Consider the following 16,299-nt stretch of genomic DNA (forward strand, 5'->3'; position numbering starts at 1 on the left):
CGAAATCATCCGCTGCCTCAAGCGCTACATCGCCCGCGAGGTCTTCGCCAACCTGCCCCGCGCCACGGATACCTCCGCCGTCACAGCGCCCGTCGCCCCGGCCGCTTGACGAATATAGGAGCATCGAACGGTTCAACCGGACCCTGGCCAGCGAGTGGGCCTACCGACAGGTCTTCACCAGCAACGGCGAGCGAGCCGCAGCCCTTGCGCCCTGGCTGCACGACTACAACACTCGACGACGCCACACCGCCCTGCAAGGGCTCCCGCCCGTCAGCCGACTGTCACCAACGTCATGACCGGGTACATCTAGGCCGCCGGCCGGCGCCGCGCCCACGGACCCCCGCGGGGGGCGGAGGACTCTCCATGTCAGGCAACCCCCTCCGTGTGTGTGGCCGCGTCCAGAAGGCCCGCAACCTCGGAACAGCGTAGTCCCGAGGGCCCGGGCACGAGGGCAGGGTCACGAGGGGACGGTCACGAGGATGTAGGCAAGACCGTGAGGGGCAGCAGACGCCGCAGCTGCTCGTTCTCCCCGCGGTCGAGAACCGAGTGCTGCGCGCACGCGGGCACCAGCTCGCCGGTGACGGGGTGCCCCATCGTGTACGTACATGCCTGCAACCTCTCCTGGGTGGCTCGCAGCTCTGGGTCAGTAGCAACGATGCCTCGAGTAAGCAGGTCCCATGCGGGCGCGACATCCTGGGCGTCCATGAAGCGGTGCACCACGATGGTCAGGGGACGGATCTGGCGCCGCATCGCAGCGCGGGAGAGGACCCCCATCCCCCCAGCCCGTACTGTCATCGAACGCAGCCAGCGGGCAGCCACCGCTACATCGCCCGGATGGCGCACGACCAGCCGGGCGACCTTAACGATGAGCGGCAGCGGTGGGCTCCCCCCGAAGTTCACGCCGCCGAAATGATCCAGGAACGCATCACGCGCCGCCGTCTCTGCCGGCCGGTCCGCCTCGACCAGCGCGTGCCACCGCTCGCCAACCAGGAAACCGAAGGCCGTGCGGTTGCAGCGCCGGTCGCCGAACTGCAGCGCCTGCCACGAGATGGCTTGGCCGAACCCGCGCTCGATCTCAGCCCACACGTCGTCGATACCGACCTCGGCATAGTCCTCGCCCCAGCGTCGCTCATCGCCGACAAAGGCCGCCGGCTGAAACGACATCATCTGGTAGCCCTGCCGGGCAACCGACGACACGACCCCGGCCACCTGCGAAAGGTTCGCGGGCGTCACGGTCATGTTGTGTGCCAGGTAGGCACGCACGCCGGTCTCCTGCCGTAGCCGGTGGAACATCGCGACGAACGCGGCCCGATACGCGGTGAGCTCAGCCTCGGACCGGGGTCGCGAGATTCCGCGCCGGCCGCGCATCAGCGAGTCGAAGTGCGCCGCGAAGGACACCCGAGGCAGACGCACCCGGCCAGCCTGATCGTGCACCAAGTCCCGCAGGTAGGTGTAGTCGAAGTCCCCGTGAGTCATCGACATCGGCTCACGCCCGTGCGACCTCATCGCGAGCAACGCCGCCGCGTGGTCATCCGGCGACAGGAGCGTCACTTCGCCGCCGATGAGCTGGGCATGCGCTCGAGGGCCGCGCCGCTCGGCCAGGAACGCCATCTGCGCGTGCACCTGCTCCACGGTGTGGCTGCCATCGACACGCACCTTGTTCGCGTCCCGGGAGTGGTAACACGGACTGCACGTCAGGTTGCACTTCGGAAAGACGCCGTGGGTGCCTTCGCATCCGACGGCGTGCCGCCCGAGAAGCTGCTCGCGAGTCTTCACCCCTGGGGGAAGGGCGTCCCAACGTTCGCGCAGCACGGCTGCGGTGCGCGCGTCCACGGGTCGGGTCCTGGCCGCGAGCTCGCGACACCACTGTCTCAACCGCATGTTGGTCCTTCCGGTAGCCAGACCGGTGGGCATCCATCTGAACCGCGGACGCCCCGTGCCGTAACCCGCTGACCACCGCTGCACCTTCCCGCTCCCGGCCGCGGGTGCTCTCTGTACGAAGGTCACCCACGCTGCTCCGCGACGTCTCATCATTCGAAGCCATATTCCGGCCTCGGGAAGGATCTACCAGGTTCACGGGGTTGTCGAGACGTAGGCACATACCGGATCTTGGAGGTCACATGCCCCGCATTCCCGCTCACACGATCGACTCCGCCCCCGAGGGGTCGCGCGCCACGTTGGCCGAGATCAGCAAGCGCATGGGCAAAACGCTCAACATCCACGCTGGGATGGCCCACTCCCCGGTGGTCCTCGCGACGTACGCCGCCATGTCGGCTGCGCTCCGGCAGCACGGCACGTTCGACGCACGGACCCGTGAGGCGGTCGCCCTGGCCGTCGGCAACGAGAACGAGTGCCACTACTGCCAGTCCGCCCACACTGTCTCCGCCAAGGCCGCCGGCCTCACTGAGGAGCAGACCATCGCCATCCGCGCCGGGCGTGTCGACTTCGACGACAAGCTGGCCAGCATCGCCGAGGTGGCACGACAGATCGCCGCGGCCACCGGCGCCGTCTCCGACGAGGCGTGGTCCGCCGCCCTCGCGGCTGGATGGAGCGAGGAAGACCTCGCCGAGACCTTCGCCCACGTCGCCGTCAACCTCTACACCAACTACTTCAACCACTTCGCCGGCACCGAGCTCGACCTGCCCGCGGCGCCGCCCGTGAGCGCCTGACCCAAGCGTCCCCGTCACCCCAGATCAACGCCGACCTGCACGTAGTGCCCATGGTCTGCAGGTGTCGGCGCCTTCGTTGACGACCGGCACTGCGAAGTCCCCTGGAGCACGCTGAACCGGTTGGCGGTTGACCAGCTACTTCCTGTGAACCGAGCCCATGCGTGGGGAATGAGCATGGGAAGAACCAGCCGCCGCGCCTAGTGGCAGCGGACGGACGTCCAGGACCGGGCCTCGCGCGTGGGCTTGAGGGTTTGTGCGGTTTGCCCTCTCGTCGTTCGGGATTGGCCGAACCCATCGAAGGAGTACTTATGGAACTGAAAGATGCCTCGATCCTGATCACCGGTGCCGGCAGCGGCATCGGGCAGGCTCTCGCACTGCGGCTCGCTCAGTACACGCCGCGACTGACCCTCGTAGGTCGTCGTCAACAACCTCTCGAGGAGTTGGCAGCCCGAGTCCGCGAGCTGGGAGGAAAGGCGCTCGTGGTGACGGCGGACCTGACCGAACCAGGCGCTTCGGCGCGGGTGGTGGCCGCGGCGCGCGCGGAGTTCGGTGGGCTCGAGGTCCTGGTCAACAATGCGGGCAACGTTCGCGCGGGCCGGCTCGAGGTCATCGAGGAGTCCGAGGTTCTGGCCCAGGTCGCACTTAACCTGACCGCGCCGATCCTGCTGACGCGGGCTGCGCTGCCCAGCCTGAGAGAGTCCGGGGGCGGGCTTGTCATCAACGTCTCTTCGGCGATCGGGTTGGTCGCGATGCCGTTCTACTCGACCTACGCGGCGACGAAGGCAGGCATTGCGCACTTCGGGGAGGCCCTGCGTCGCGAGCTGTACGGCGAGGGCGTGCACGTACTGACTGTCTATCCCGGGGCGACGAGCACCCCGATGATGGAGTCCTCGAGGGCTGGTGCCGCCGAGGGTTTCGAATACGAGTCCCCGGAGGCGGTCGCCAACGCCACGATCGACGCCATCCTGGACGGTAGCCTCACCCTCGTGCGGGGCGGTGAGCAGCGTCGCGACATGATCGCTGCCAACCTCAAGGACCCCGCGGCGGTCGACCGGATGCTCGCTGAGCGGAAGCCGCTGCTGGAGAGGGCCGTCGAATCGCACTCCAGCCTGTGATGCGCGGTGGCGGCCAGTGGCGCTGGCCCGCCCTCACCATGTTCACCGTGGGCTACGGCGCGAACCAGTTCGTTCCCCTGCTCGCCGTCTACCGGCGCACCCTCGGGCTCTCCGACATCCAGGCCACCGCAATCTTCGGGGTCTACGCCCTGGGGTTGATCCCGGGTCTGTTGCTGGGCGGTCGGGCCAGCGACCGGTTCGGCCGCCGCATCCTGATGATCGGCTTCGCCGCGCTCTCGCTGCTCGCCACTGCCGTGCTGGCCGGCGGCCAGTGGGGCGCCGGCTGGCTGTACGCGGGCCGACTGCTCACCGGGGTGGTGTCTGGCACGGTGTTCACCATCGGCACCGCCTGGGTCAAGGAGCTGTCCGACGACGCGGCCCCCGGGACGGGGGCACGGCGAGCAGCGATCGCCCTGACAGCCGGTTTCGGTGTCGGTCCACTGGTTGCAGGAACCCTGGCTCAGTGGGCGCCAGCACCCCTGCTGCTGCCTTACCTGCTTCACCTGCTGCTGACCCTCGTGGTGCTCGCGGTGCTCCCGCGGGCACCAGAGACTCACCCACGCAAGCCCGGAACGCGAGGGCCTCGAGCTCCGCTGCTTCCAGCGTCAACCCGCACCGCCCGATTCCGGGGCACCACGCTGCCCCTCGCACCGTGGGTCTTCGGCAGCGTGACCCTGGCGTTCACCACCATCCCGGCTCATGGCATCGGCAGCGTCGCAGGACTGCAGGTGGCCGTTCCTGGCCTGCTAGCGGCCCTGGCTCTGGCCGTCGGGTATGGCGCCCAGTCGATCGGCCGCCGGCTCTACGCCGCCACGGCAGGTGACGGCGATGGGCGTCGCGCCGCTGCGGTCGGTCTGACCGTCGTCGTGCTCGGCTGCCTGGCCGCGGCGTACGCCACGGCACGACCCGGTCTGGTCAGCGCTGCACCCGCCGCAGCGATGCTCGGCGCGGGCTACGGGCTGTGCCTGAGCGCCGGACTGCGCGAGGTCGAGGAGACTGCCGCCCCCGATCAACTCGGCTCGACCGTCGCGATCTTCTACAGTCTCGCCTACGCCGGGCTCCTCGTGCCCTACGTGCTCACCTTCATCGCGCCCCACGCCGGGTACCCATGGGCCCTCACCACCGCGGCGGCCACGGCAGCCCTGTGCACCGTGGTCGTGCTCGCCTCACCACGCGGCTCGAAGCCGGCCGTTGCGCCCTCCTGACCTTGCCCCTGATCGTCGAGCTCGGTGCGGATGAAGACATGCCCTGCACGGCTCAAACCAAGCCGATGCCGGTGTGGCACCGAACTCCATCGTGCGGCCCTCATCGGCCGCCTGATCTGGAGGCAACCATGACCCGCACGATCACGCTCCTTGCTGCCGCACCCGCCCTGGCGCTGAGCCTCGCGGCCTGCGGACCGTCGAGCCCTGAGGTGGCCCCCTCAACCACGGTCTCGTCGTCCACGCCGGCTCCTGGATCAAGCACCGGGGATGGGAGCACTTCGGCCGGGCCGTCCACCTCGAGCGGGACGAGTGGGACCAGTGGGACGGCTGGGACGGCTACGGCGCCGGTCATCTCCATCGCCGACTTCGCCTACACAGTGCCGGCGTCGGTGGCGCCCGGCGCGAAGATCACCATCAGAAACAGCGACTCACAGGCGCACACGGTCACGTCCCAGGACGGGGGCTTCGACGTCAAGGTCGACCCCGGCGCCACGGCGACGATGACCGCGCCCACCAAGCCCGGCTCATACAAGTTCGTCTGCCGATTCCATGGCAACATGAGCGGGACCCTGGTAGTCCGGTGACCTCCACGACCGCCCACCGACACGGCACCCCCGGCAGTGTCACCGCGGGGGTACTGCGCGCGATCACTGCGGCTGCACTCATCGTCGACGCGGTGGTGCACCTACGGCTGGCCAGTGGGTACCAGCAGTCAGCGCCGAGCGGGATCGGGGCAGGGAATCTCTTCCGCATCGAAGCAGCCGCGGCCCTCATCGTGGGGGCGTGGGTCATCATGCGTGGGAGCCGAAGAGCCTTCATGGGGGCGCTCATCGTCGGTCTGAGCGCTGTCGGTGCGGTCGTTCTCTACCGCTACGTCGACATCCCGGCCGTGGGGCCCCTGCCGGGGATGTACGAGCCCGTCTGGTTCTTCGAGAAATCTCTGAGCGCGGTGGCCGAGGCAGTCGCAGCCGTGGCAGCGCTGATGGCGCTGGTCGTCTCAGGGCACCCGTCCCGTGATCGAGCCGCCACTGGAGGGTCACACGATGCCCCGACGCGAGTGTCTCGTGCCGGGACGGATGGAGGCTCATCCACTGCACGGAAGGATGCCGGTTAGGGCAGGACCGAGTACGCGCGGGAGCGGCCTGGTCTTCCAGAGCGGATGACTACGCTGACCGACGCTGACAGCTGCGTTCGCGGACACCAGCTCCGCAGACTCAGGCGAACCGAGGACCAGCTCGTGGCCTCAACGCACAGACGCGGCGCAAACTCGGTCCCGGGGGCAAAGTTCGACCAAGGCACCGCCCGCCAGTCGTGGGGGATCACGGCCTAGTACGCGCGAGCACTCAAGTAGGCAATCGTGGCCAGCCAGCAACGGGGTGAGGCCACGTGGACGTCATAGGAGTTCGCTCCGCGCCACACCCTCCGGTATGCAGCCACCGCACAACCCTCTGCACCTCTTGCGTCGCCTAGCACCATCTGGCACATGCGCAGCACCATCACAGCGGTTTGGTCGACGAGCGCTTCCATGGCGTGAGGATCGCCGAGACCGCAGCCCGCGATCAGCTGAGCCAGCCCGGGGTCGGCGCTGTTGGCGCCCCATTCTGTCCTGACCGACATGCACCCTCCCGAACTACGCAGCCTCAAAGCCGGTGTTGCGGCAGTACATACCCGTTAAGGATATTTCGCGTCCCGGAGTGGGATCACCGCTGGATCCAGGCTGCTGCCGAGCCCGCACGAGCACGCCACGGCTGGCTGTGGGCGACCCTTGGCGCCCTTTGTCCGGAAGTGATCCAATCCGATCTGGTGGCCCGTGACGAAACCCTCTCTGGAGACGGTCGACGACGACCTCCCGTCCGAACCACAAGAGGGGTGGACGGCTTCGTCTCCTCGTCAAGGAGGAAGAAACGCATGCGAACTACCGCCACTCGAACCAAGACCACCCGAACCAGCACCCGCGGTACAACCCGCATCGTCGGGGCCAGCTTCGCCGCAGCCGCGGCCCTGGCTCTGAGCGTCGCCCCGGCGTTCGCCGCCGACGGCTCGGTCACCGCCAACCTCAAGCCCGTCGCCGGCAACGGAGTCAACGGCAGCGGCACCGCCATGGTCAACGTCCAGGGAAACACGATCACCGTCACGATGGCCGCCAACGGCCTGCTCCCGGACAGCCCGCACGCCGCCCACATCCACTTCGGCGCCACCGCCCGCCACGAGTGCCCGACCCTCGGCGACGACAAGAACGGTGACGGCCACCTGAACACCACCGAGGGCGGACCCGCCTACGGCGGAATCGTCGTCTCCCTGACCAAGACCGGCGACACCAGCCCCAAGTCCGCTCTCGCGGTCGACCGCTTCAGCACCGCCCCCGGCGGCAGGATCGCCTACCAGCGCGGCAGCATCCAGGTCTCGAGCGATGTCGCCCAGGCGATCGCCTCCGGCCAGTCCGTGGTGGTGATCCACGGAGTCGACTACAACAAGGACGGGAAGTACTCCGGCGCCACCAAGAGCGAGCTGAACCCGGCCCTGCCGACCGAGGCCACCGACCCGGCCCTGTGTGGCGCGCTGCGGGTTGCCCCCGCCGGCGGCATGCACACTGGTGGAGGCCTCGCCTCCGACACCCTCAAGAACGCGAGCTTCAACACCGGCCCGAACGAGGCCCTCCTGATCGTCGGTGGCGGCGCCCTCCTCGCCGCCGCCGGCACCGGTGCCCTCGCCGCCCGCCGCGCCCGCTCCCGCGGCTGACCGGCGGAGACGACACCGCGCCCATGCCCGAGCAACAACCCGAGAAAGGCCGCCGCGTCACCCTTGGTGTCGCGGCGGCCGCCGCGGCCGCAGCAGTGCTGGCCGTGATTGGGATCCTCGCGCTCGTCCTGGGCCTGCACGGAACCCCTGGCCCGTCGCACTCCGTGACGGGCCAGGGTCTGGCCGCCTCCGCCACGCACACCGGCACTGCCGCCGCAACCGACGGGCAGAGCCCGAAGCCGGCAGAAAACACATCCGGACCAAGCAGCCGCCCCAGGCCGCCGGCCACTCCAGCCGCTGAGACCCACACCGACACCAGTGGTGGGCCCATCGGCCAGTTCCTGCCCGCCTCCGACCCGACCTCCCTCCAGATCCCGTCCATCGGCGTCCAGTCCACCCACTTCGTGCCGCTGAGCATCCAACCCGACGGCACCATCTCCGTACCCGGGACCGCCCAAGAGGTCGGCCTCTACAACGCCGGCCCCACCCCGGGACAGCTGGGCCCAGCCGTGCTCGCCGCCCACGTTGACACCCCCGCCGGGGTACCCGGCATCTTCGCGAAGCTACGCGAGGTCAAGGCCGGAGACCCCATCAAGATCACCCGCGAGGACGGCACCCGCTTGACCTTCACCGTCGACCGGGTCGCCGCGTACCGAAAGACGCAGTTCCCGACCCAGCTGGTCTACGACGGCAACTTCACCCAGGCCGAGATCCGGCTCGTCACCTGCGGCGGCCCCACCGACAACCGCAACGAGTACCGCGACAACGTCATCGTCTTCGCCCACCTCACCAGCGCCACCTGAGGCCCGACCCTCAACGCCCACGCTCCAGCGGGCCGGCTCCCGCCAGGTCGGGAAGGCCACCCAAGACGCCTTTTGCGGCGGACTCCACCCAGGACGGGTGCACCCGACATGTCCGGCAGTCTTCCTAACTGTGACATTCCCGACCGATACCTGAACTGACGTTTGCCAACTGAGGAGATGACGACGTGCCGTTGAACTATCCGACCCTGCCTGGAGACATCGACCATCTGATCGCCGATGACCACGCCATCGTGGAACGACAGTTCCAGCACCTCGAGGCCGGCCGCGGCGACCGCCGGACCCTGGTCGACCAGATCAGTTTCGAACTGGCGCTGCACGCGTTCGCCGAAGAGAACGTGCTGTACCCGCTGTGGCCCGAGATGGGCATGCAGGAGGCCAACGAGGATGCCCGCCACGAGCACGGTGACATGAAGCAGCTGCTGGTCACCCTCGAGCGCACCGACCCCGGCAGCGCCGAGTTCGAGGCTGCCCTGAGCGAGCTGATCGCCCTGACCCGGCACCACGTTGTGGACGAAGAGCAGAAGGAGCTGCCCGCGTTCCGGGCCAAGGCCGGCCCGGAGCGGATGGCGCAGCTGGGCAAGGAGTTCCTCGCCGCGAAACGCGCAGCCCCGCCGGCGGCGCACCCGCACGCCCCGGACACCGGAGGGGTGCAGAAGGTGGTCGGGGCGCTGGCCAAGCCCTTGGACACTCTCAAGGCCAAGGCCACCGGCAAGAAGGACCGGCTGGCCACCGACGCCTCCGGCCTGCTGGACCCGCAGGCGCAGGCCATCGTCGATGCGCACTCGGCGCTGGGGCCACAGCCGTTCGAGATCCTCGAACCTGACGCGGCCCGACGCCAGCCCGGCCCCGACGATGCCGTCAAGCAGGTCATGGCCGACCTCGGCATCGAGGGCCCCGAGCCGGTCGCGTCCGTGGAGGACCTGAGCATCCCCGACGCCGCCGGTGGCCAGCAGACCCTGCGTGTCTACCGCCCCGCCTCCGCGCCGGAGGGGCCGCTGCCGGTGATCATGTGGATCCACGGCGGCGGCTGGGTCCTGTTCGACATCAACACCTACGACGCGTCCTGCCGGGGCTTGGCGAACAAGACCGGCGCCATCGTGGTGTCCCCGGACTACCGGCGGGCCCCGGAAGCGACCTTCCCCGCCTCCCACGACGACGTGCTGACCGCCTACCGCTGGGCGGTCGCCAACGCCGCCCAGTACGGCGGGGACCCGACCCGGATCGGGATCGGCGGCGAATCCGTCGGCGGGAACATGGCTCCGGCCACCATCCTGCAGCTCGCCGAGGCCGGCGAGCCCCTGCCCACGGCACTGGTGTGCGTCTACCCGTTGACCACCGGGGAGCAGTTCGGCGAGTCGATGGCCGACGCGGCCGACGGGCGACCCCTGAACCGGGCGCTGTTGTCCTGGATGGCCATGCACGCCTTCGAAGGACAGCCGGACGCCGCGAAGGACCCGCGGATCGACCTGCTCGGGTGGAGCCGGCAGCAGCTGGCCAGCCTGCCGCCCACCCTGGTGATCATCGACGAACGTGACGTGCTGCGCAGCCAAGGAGAGCAGTTCGCCGCCAACCTGCACGCAGCCGGAGTGTCCACCAGCCTGACCCAGTACGACGGGGTCATGCACGAGTTCTTCGGCGCCGCCGCAGTCCTCGACAAGGCCGCCCAGGCCCAGCAGGAAGCAGCCGACCACTTCCAGGCCGCCTTCACCGCCACGCGTACCTGAACCCGGCGGGTACGCGCACCTGCCGGAGACCGCCGGAAGGACACCTGCAGGCGTCGAGATCACTCGACACCACAACGCCCTTGGAACGCCCCGGATCACGGGTGGCCACTCGTGATCCGGGGTACGGGGGACACCACTGATCGACCACTGATCGACCACTGATTGACCCCACTCGAGAGAGGCTGCCTGATGTCACTGTCCGCGCTCGTCCTGAACTGCACCCTGAACCCCTCGCCTGCAGCCTCGAGCACCGAGCTGCTTGCCCAGCAGGTGCTTGATGCGTTGGCTGAGCACCACGTGACCGGGTCGATGGTCCGCGTCGTCGACCACGACGTCCTACCCGGCGTGCAACTGGACATGGGCGCCGGGGACGCGTGGCCCGGCATCCGGGAACAGCTGATGGCCAGTGACATCCTGGTACTGGCCACCCCGACCTGGATGGGCCAGCACAGCAGTGTCTGCCAGCGAGTCCTTGAGCGTCTCGACGCGGAGCTGTCCGAGAAGGACGAGCGGGGTCGCCTACGCACGTACGGCAAGGTCGCGGTCGTCGTCGTGGTCGGCAACGAGGACGGAGCCCACCACATCAGCGCCATCGCGTTCCAAAGTCTGAACGACGTCGGCTTCACCATCCCAGCCGGCGGCGTCACCTACTGGAACGGTGAGGCGATGCACGGCACCGACTACAAAGACCTCCCCGAGACCCCCGAGGCCGTCGCCAGTACAACCCGGACCCTCGCGGCCAACGCCGCGCACCTGGCCCAACTCCTCAACGGGAACGCTTACCCACCCTCCAGCACCCAGTGACTCGTCGTAGGCGGGTGTTCGTCCTCGACCTCCACGAGCGGACGTGCCGCGCCGAAGGGGGCCCTGTCGTTCAGGCGGGTCAAGGTCGTCTCCCTCCAGCATGAGAGCGTGGACCCGACACTGTCTCTTCCGCCTCGGGGCACCTCACGATTCAGCTCTTGGACCGCAACGACGAGTTGCCTGCTCAGTTCGGCGTCCTGCTCATCCAGGCGCGTCGTGGTCCCCACGGCGTCGGTCAGGAGCGCATTGAGGTCTCGGATGTTGTCGTCCAGCCCCTCGACCCACGCGACTGCAACAGCCACCGTACCGAGGCGTTCCACCTTCGCCAGCCGCGCACCGTCGCTGCGACTCAACGGCTCATGTCGCCGACGCCTGACCCGCGTGACCACGCGACATTGGCTTGTCCAAAGCCCAGAACCCGGGGGTAGCGGGGAGGTAGCGCCACTTGGAATTCGTGTCTTGACTCACGTGATGCTTGACGGATCTGTGTCACCTGATGCTTGACACTCGGGCTAGGAACCGGTGGCAGCGGTCCGTGGCCGCTGTCCCTTGATGCTACGCACGGGCTTGGTGCTGGTTCGGCGGAAGACGCGGGTCTCGCCGTCGGTCTCGACCGCAAGGGTGGTCTCGGCGACGTGAACGGTGACGGTGACAGTGTGGTGGGCGTGGGCCCGGCCTATGGCGACCTTCTGCCGTGCGACCACGACAACTCCTTCGGTCGAGGCGCGCCGTTGCACGGTGACCGGCTCGGTCGAGGGCCGTAGCGGTGGCCCGACCGGGCGGACCCCGCGCAGGCCTCGCAGCTGCTCGGCCGGGACCGGGTTCGGGCGGGTGCGCAGCAGCTCGCGGGTGTCCCGGTCGAACGCCATCAAGGTGGTGCCCTCGATCCGGATCCCGACCTGCCGGCCGCCGAGGATCTCGGCGATCAGGACCTTGCGCCCGGCCAGGTGGATGCTGCCGCAACGGGACTGGCCTCTGACCTTCGATAACAGCCCCACGCCGCCTACGTCCGAGCGCAGACTTGTCCACCTGGATGCGTCGATCGCCGAGTCGGGATCGCACGTCCGTCGCACGGAAACAGGGGCTTCACCGACACGGCCACCTGGGCGGCCGCTGGGTGGCTGGCGTTCCACGTCACGATGAGGTTCTGGTCAAGCTAGCCCTCTCGACTGGGACGACACTCGTAAGCGCTCCACCTCCGTCGAGACACCGAGACGGAGACCACCGAGTCAGCATAACGCGGCGTCCTTGCGCCACCGAAGCGGTCGTTGGGTGGCGGTGTGTTGCTGCAGGACGCTGTCGTTGCCGCAGTCCGCTTGTGCCGGTTCACACAGGCGAGAGCCCCACGCGACGACGGCGCAGGGGGCTCTCGGGTGCGTGATGTCAGGCCGGCTGCCGACTGAGCCGCGTGCGCTCGATGGCGACATAGGCGATGAGGCCCACGGCCAGGCCCACGACCGCGTCCGAGTACGTGGGGACGACCTCATGCACGAAGAGCGCAGCGGCTGCGCCGATCGTCCAGGCAAGGAAAGCCGTCAGACGGAACCTGCGCTCGGGCCGCCCGGGGGAGGCGCTTGGCGAGCAGGATCTGGTCGGCGATGAGGACGGCGCCCAGCGGGGGGACGATGACGCCGAGGAAGGCGAGCCAGTTGACGAAGTAGCTCCAGGCACCGAGCAGCGCGACGACGACACCGATGCCGCCGAGCACCAGGGTCAGCAGGCGCATCTTCGACCTCAGCAGGTGCGACCAGCCGAGCGCACCGTTGTAGAGGCAGTGGGTGCAGACCGAGCCGAGGTTGACCACCACGAAGACCACAACTAAGGCGTTGAGGATCGGGTTGCCGGGCCCGGTCAGGATCGGCGTGAAGTCGCCTCCGGCGGTCTCCGGGCTGGCAACGGCTCCGGCCGCGACGAGGAGCCCACCGCTCAGCTGTGCCACGAGGCTGGCGACGGGGAACGCGGTGGCGGTCGCTGGGACTGCCTCCTTGCCGTTGCGCGACCACCGGGTGAAGTCGGCGGTCATGGTGCCGGAGTCGGCGAAGGTGGCCATGATCGCGGTGACTGCGACTCCGAAGGTCATCGCGCTCCCACCCACGCCCCGGTAGCGCGTGATCTGGCCGAAGTCGTGCGAGTGGGAGGCGACGGTGATGGCGACCACGACGGCGATGATGAACAGGGGGGCCGCGATGGCGCCGAGCACCGACAGCGCTCGGATGCCGAGGTAGGTCACCGCGATGAAGAGGATGCCTGCGACGAGCGCGACGAGCTTCTCGTTCCACCCGAAGGCGTGGTCGAGGGCGGCACCGGTCGCGCCGGTGTTGAAGGCGAACCATCCGATGACGACTGTGGCGAGGAAGCCGGAGGCGATCGCGTACCCGGCTGTGCCGAAGGTCTCGGTGGCCTGGAGCGCGAAGCTCTTGCCGGTCTGGCCCGCGCGGTAGCTGAGCAGGCTCACGTAGACGAACATGATCAGGTTGGCCACAACAATCGCGGCAAGGCCCTGCCAGAAGCCGAGCATCGCGACGACGAGGCCTCCGGGGACGGCATTGGTGAGGATCATCGGGAAGCCGAACCAGACGGCCGAGACCGTGAGGAGGGACTTGCGGTGGGAGGCCGGTACGGGGGAGTGCTCGAACTCGGACTCGAGCGCGCGACCCGCTGCAGAGTCGGTCTGGCTGAGGGCATCAGCCGTGCGGTGGGACGTCATGTGTCTGCGCTCGCTCTCGGTTTCAGATCGACGCCGCGAGGGCGCGAATCGCCTGTTGGAAGGCTTCGATGGGCGGGTGGGTGATGCCGGCGCCGATCATCCCGATGCCCGCGTCCCGGTGTGCGATCGCGGTGTCGATGATCGGCAGGATGCCGGTGTCCATGACCTTGCGGACGTCGATGCCCGTGGGTAGGCCTTGGAATCCGAGTGACGGGATCGTCACGTTCGGGTTCTGCGCGGTGGTGATCTCGCCCATCTCCCGGGTGTAGGCAACGGCCTCGTCCACGGTGCCTCCGACGAGCGCGACGATCGCGGGAGCGGCAGCCATGGCGAAGCCGCCGAAGCCGAAGGTCTCGGTGATGGCGCTGTCGCCGATGTCGAGGCCGGAGTCCTTGGGCTTGTAGCCGGCGAACATGGGGCCGACCACCTGCTGGGCAGGCCCGGTGAACCACTGCCCCGGCAGGCCGGCCACACGGATGCCGAACTCCACGCCATTGCGCGCCATCGTCGTGACGATGGTCGAGCCCTGGACGCCGTTGGCGGCGTCCAGCGCTGCCTTGGCCGTGGCCATCCACGTCGGTCCGGAGAAGTAGTCGGAGCTCGCGATGAAGTCGAAGACCTGCTTCTTCTGCTCGGTGGTGAAGCTGGACTGTAGGAGGCCGGGCGCCAAGGCCTGGAACAGCAGCACGGTGCCGGCGACGTTGCGGTTGTGTGCCTCGTCGCCCATGTGCAGGGCTTGGGCGAGCATGAGGCGCAGGTCGATGGGTCCGGTGATCTCGATGGCTTCCTTGAGCATCGGACCGAGGATGTCGCGCATCCAGACCAGGCGGTCGATGACCCTCTGGTCGTTGGCGCCCATCCGCAGGATCTTGGCGAGCTGCTCGGAGAGGTTGGTGTAGGCGTAGTTGCCGTGGGTCTCGTTGTGGACGATGTGCACGTACATCGATGCCGACGTCACGCCGGCCATGGAGCCCACCGACTGGTGCTCATGGCAGGGCGAGAACGTGATGGTGCCGGAGGCGGCGACCTCGGCGGCCTGGTCGAGGTCCTTGGCGAGGCCCTCGAACACGATGGCTCCGGTGACGGCGCCCTTCATCGGCCCGGACATCCGTTCCCACTCGATGGGAGGGCCGGCGTGCAGGATCGTCGTCGGGGTCATGCCCGGGACGACGTCGAGGGCGCGGCCGTAGCCGACGAGGACCGGCTTGGCGCTCATGATCCGCTGGACCGCCTCGGCGTTCGCAGCGTCGATGCGCTCGGGGCGCCCGTCCTGGGTCAGGGCGTCGAGGGCCGCGATCGCGGTCGGGGCGCCGCCACCGGGAGGGGTCCAGTCGAGAGAGGTGACGGAGGTGCCTTGGGCGGCGATGTCGTCCTCGAACATCGCGAGGCCGACGTTGACGACGTCCAGAGGGTTGGCGAAGAGCTCGGCGGTGCGGGTGGTCATGCGTGGGCTGCCTTTCGGACGGAGGCGTGCTGGGCGATGCCTCGGACGTACTCGCCGGTCTCGGTGCTGCTGCGGGTCACGGTGACCCCGGCACCCTCGAGCGCGACGACCTGGGCCGCGTACGACTGGCTGTCGCGGTCGGTGCCGAGGACGTAGCCCACGATCTCGAGGTCGCGGCCGTGTGCCGCGGCCGTGCGCTTGGCCTCTGCGATGGCCGGGAGGGTCACCCCGACGGGGTCCTCGTGGGCCCCGAAGCCCAGGACGAAGTCCATGACGACCACGGCCACGGTCGGGTCGTCGGCCTCCTGGACCAGTCGCTCGAGCCGGAGCGACGGGTCGATCATGGGGTGGGGCCGGCCGTTGGTGAACCCGTCGTCACCGAAGTCGAGGAAGGTGTGGCCGCGGCTGGGCTCGCCCGCACGGAGAACGAAGGCGGGATCCTTCTGGATGTTGCTCCAGACCTCTTCTCCGGCGGTCAGGAGGGCGTACATGGACTCATCGCACAGCGTTCCGCCGCTGAACAGTCCACGCACGTGGCGCTGCTCCGGCGCGAGTCGGCCGATGACGTCGCAAATCCCCTGCTCGTCAAGCTCGGGGACGGAGGCAGCCTCGTCGGAGACGAGGCGCACGGCCTGAACGGCAGCGTCCCGGCTGCTGGAGGCGAAGTGGCCGCCCGCGGCGGTGACGGCCTCTTCCGATCCGCCGATGAAGTAGACGACGACCGGCTTTCCCGCGGCTGCGACCTCAGCGAGCACCTTGTGTTCGACCTCAGGGGCAGGCGGCTTGGAGACCAGCACGATGGCGCCCGTGTGCTCGTCGACGGCCAGGGCTCGGATGCCGTCGATCATCATGACCCCGCTTACCGCGGCGCTCAGGTCGCGCCCGCCGGTGCCGATCAGCTGTGACACGCCCCCGCCGAGGGTGTGGATGCGCACGCTGACTGTCCCGTTCCGGGTTTAGTGGAGGCTCGGAACTGACGCGACGACGGTAGCCGCCACGGGATTCTGCCGGTAGTGCTGGTCTTCGAACTCGACGGGCGGCACGAGCCCGATCTCGCCGTGGAGGCGG

13 protein-coding genes and 2 pseudogenes are annotated in these 16,299 nt (G+C 68.8%); 10 read left to right on the top strand and 5 right to left on the bottom strand.

Going from position 1 to position 16,299, the window contains the following annotated elements; translation table 11 throughout:
* Positions 1-122: 122 nt before the first annotated feature.
* Positions 123-296 (top strand): annotated as a pseudogene (locus ABD297_RS22855) (integrase core domain-containing protein); the annotation flags it as partial.
* 175 nt (positions 297-471) lie between these two features.
* On the opposite strand, the gene ABD297_RS22860 reads toward ABD297_RS22855, so the two are convergent.
* Positions 472-1,833 carry a hypothetical protein gene (locus ABD297_RS22860; protein ID WP_344257445.1) on the bottom strand — a complete coding sequence of 454 codons (1,362 nt, stop codon included), beginning with the start codon at positions 1,831-1,833 and terminating at the stop codon, positions 472-474.
* Positions 1,834-2,120: 287 nt separating this feature from the next.
* Between ABD297_RS22860 and ABD297_RS22865 the strand changes: the two genes are divergently transcribed.
* The 9 genes from ABD297_RS22865 (at position 2,121) to ABD297_RS22905 (ending at position 11,080) form a co-directional block, all read left to right on the top strand.
* A complete protein-coding gene (locus ABD297_RS22865) occupies positions 2,121-2,669 on the top strand; it encodes a carboxymuconolactone decarboxylase family protein (RefSeq protein WP_344257446.1) in 549 nt (182 codons plus the stop codon).
* Between the two features lie 308 nt (positions 2,670-2,977).
* Positions 2,978-3,784 (top strand): SDR family NAD(P)-dependent oxidoreductase, encoded by an 807-nt coding sequence (locus ABD297_RS22870; protein ID WP_344257447.1) that lies wholly within the window; start codon positions 2,978-2,980, stop codon positions 3,782-3,784.
* The gene (locus ABD297_RS22875; RefSeq protein WP_344257459.1) at positions 3,784-4,989 is read left to right on the top strand and encodes an MFS transporter; all 1,206 of its coding nucleotides are present in this window, start codon (positions 3,784-3,786) and stop codon (positions 4,987-4,989) included. The genes ABD297_RS22870 and ABD297_RS22875 overlap by 1 nt, the downstream gene beginning before the upstream one ends.
* 128 nt (positions 4,990-5,117) lie before the next feature.
* Complete coding sequence (locus ABD297_RS22880; protein WP_344257448.1) at positions 5,118-5,573, top strand: cupredoxin domain-containing protein; 456 nt, start codon at positions 5,118-5,120, stop codon at positions 5,571-5,573.
* Positions 5,570-6,103, top strand: a complete 534-nt coding sequence (locus tag ABD297_RS22885) for a hypothetical protein (protein WP_344257449.1) — start codon at positions 5,570-5,572, stop codon at positions 6,101-6,103. The genes ABD297_RS22880 and ABD297_RS22885 overlap by 4 nt, the downstream gene beginning before the upstream one ends.
* A gap of 794 nt (positions 6,104-6,897) precedes the next feature.
* Positions 6,898-7,728 carry a hypothetical protein gene (locus ABD297_RS22890; protein WP_344257450.1) on the top strand — a complete coding sequence of 277 codons (831 nt, stop codon included), beginning with the start codon at positions 6,898-6,900 and terminating at the stop codon, positions 7,726-7,728.
* Positions 7,729-7,751: 23 nt separating this feature from the next.
* Entirely contained in the window at positions 7,752-8,531 is a 780-nt protein-coding gene (locus ABD297_RS22895) for a class F sortase (protein ID WP_344257451.1), read from the top strand.
* A 185-nt stretch (positions 8,532-8,716) separates the two neighbouring features.
* Positions 8,717-10,276, top strand: coding sequence for an alpha/beta hydrolase fold domain-containing protein (locus ABD297_RS22900; protein WP_344257452.1), 1,560 nt, complete (start codon positions 8,717-8,719; stop codon positions 10,274-10,276).
* A gap of 189 nt (positions 10,277-10,465) precedes the next feature.
* The gene (locus ABD297_RS22905) at positions 10,466-11,080 is read left to right on the top strand and encodes a flavodoxin family protein (protein ID WP_344257453.1); all 615 of its coding nucleotides are present in this window, start codon (positions 10,466-10,468) and stop codon (positions 11,078-11,080) included.
* A gap of 512 nt (positions 11,081-11,592) precedes the next feature.
* Here ABD297_RS22905 and ABD297_RS22910 read toward each other — a convergent pair.
* From ABD297_RS22910 to ABD297_RS22925, 4 genes and pseudogenes are all read right to left on the bottom strand, one after another.
* Positions 11,593-12,012: pseudogene (locus ABD297_RS22910) on the bottom strand (IS481 family transposase); the annotation flags it as partial.
* Positions 12,013-12,563: 551 nt separating this feature from the next.
* On the bottom strand, positions 12,564-13,787 hold the full coding sequence (locus ABD297_RS22915) for a cytosine permease (protein WP_344257456.1): 1,224 nt from the start codon (positions 13,785-13,787) through the stop codon (positions 12,564-12,566).
* A 22-nt stretch (positions 13,788-13,809) separates the two neighbouring features.
* Positions 13,810-15,231, bottom strand: coding sequence for a YlbE family protein (locus ABD297_RS22920; protein WP_344257457.1), 1,422 nt, complete (start codon positions 15,229-15,231; stop codon positions 13,810-13,812).
* Positions 15,228-16,166: an AllF/FdrA family protein gene (locus tag ABD297_RS22925; RefSeq protein ID WP_344257458.1), complete on the bottom strand. Its 939-nt coding sequence runs from the start codon at positions 16,164-16,166 to the stop codon at positions 15,228-15,230. Before ABD297_RS22925 ends, ABD297_RS22920 begins: the two co-directional genes overlap by 4 nt.
* Between the last annotated feature and the right edge of the window lie 133 nt (positions 16,167-16,299).

Source organism: Terrabacter carboxydivorans, assembly GCF_039532035.1.
GTDB lineage: Bacteria > Actinomycetota > Actinomycetes > Actinomycetales > Dermatophilaceae > Terrabacter > Terrabacter carboxydivorans.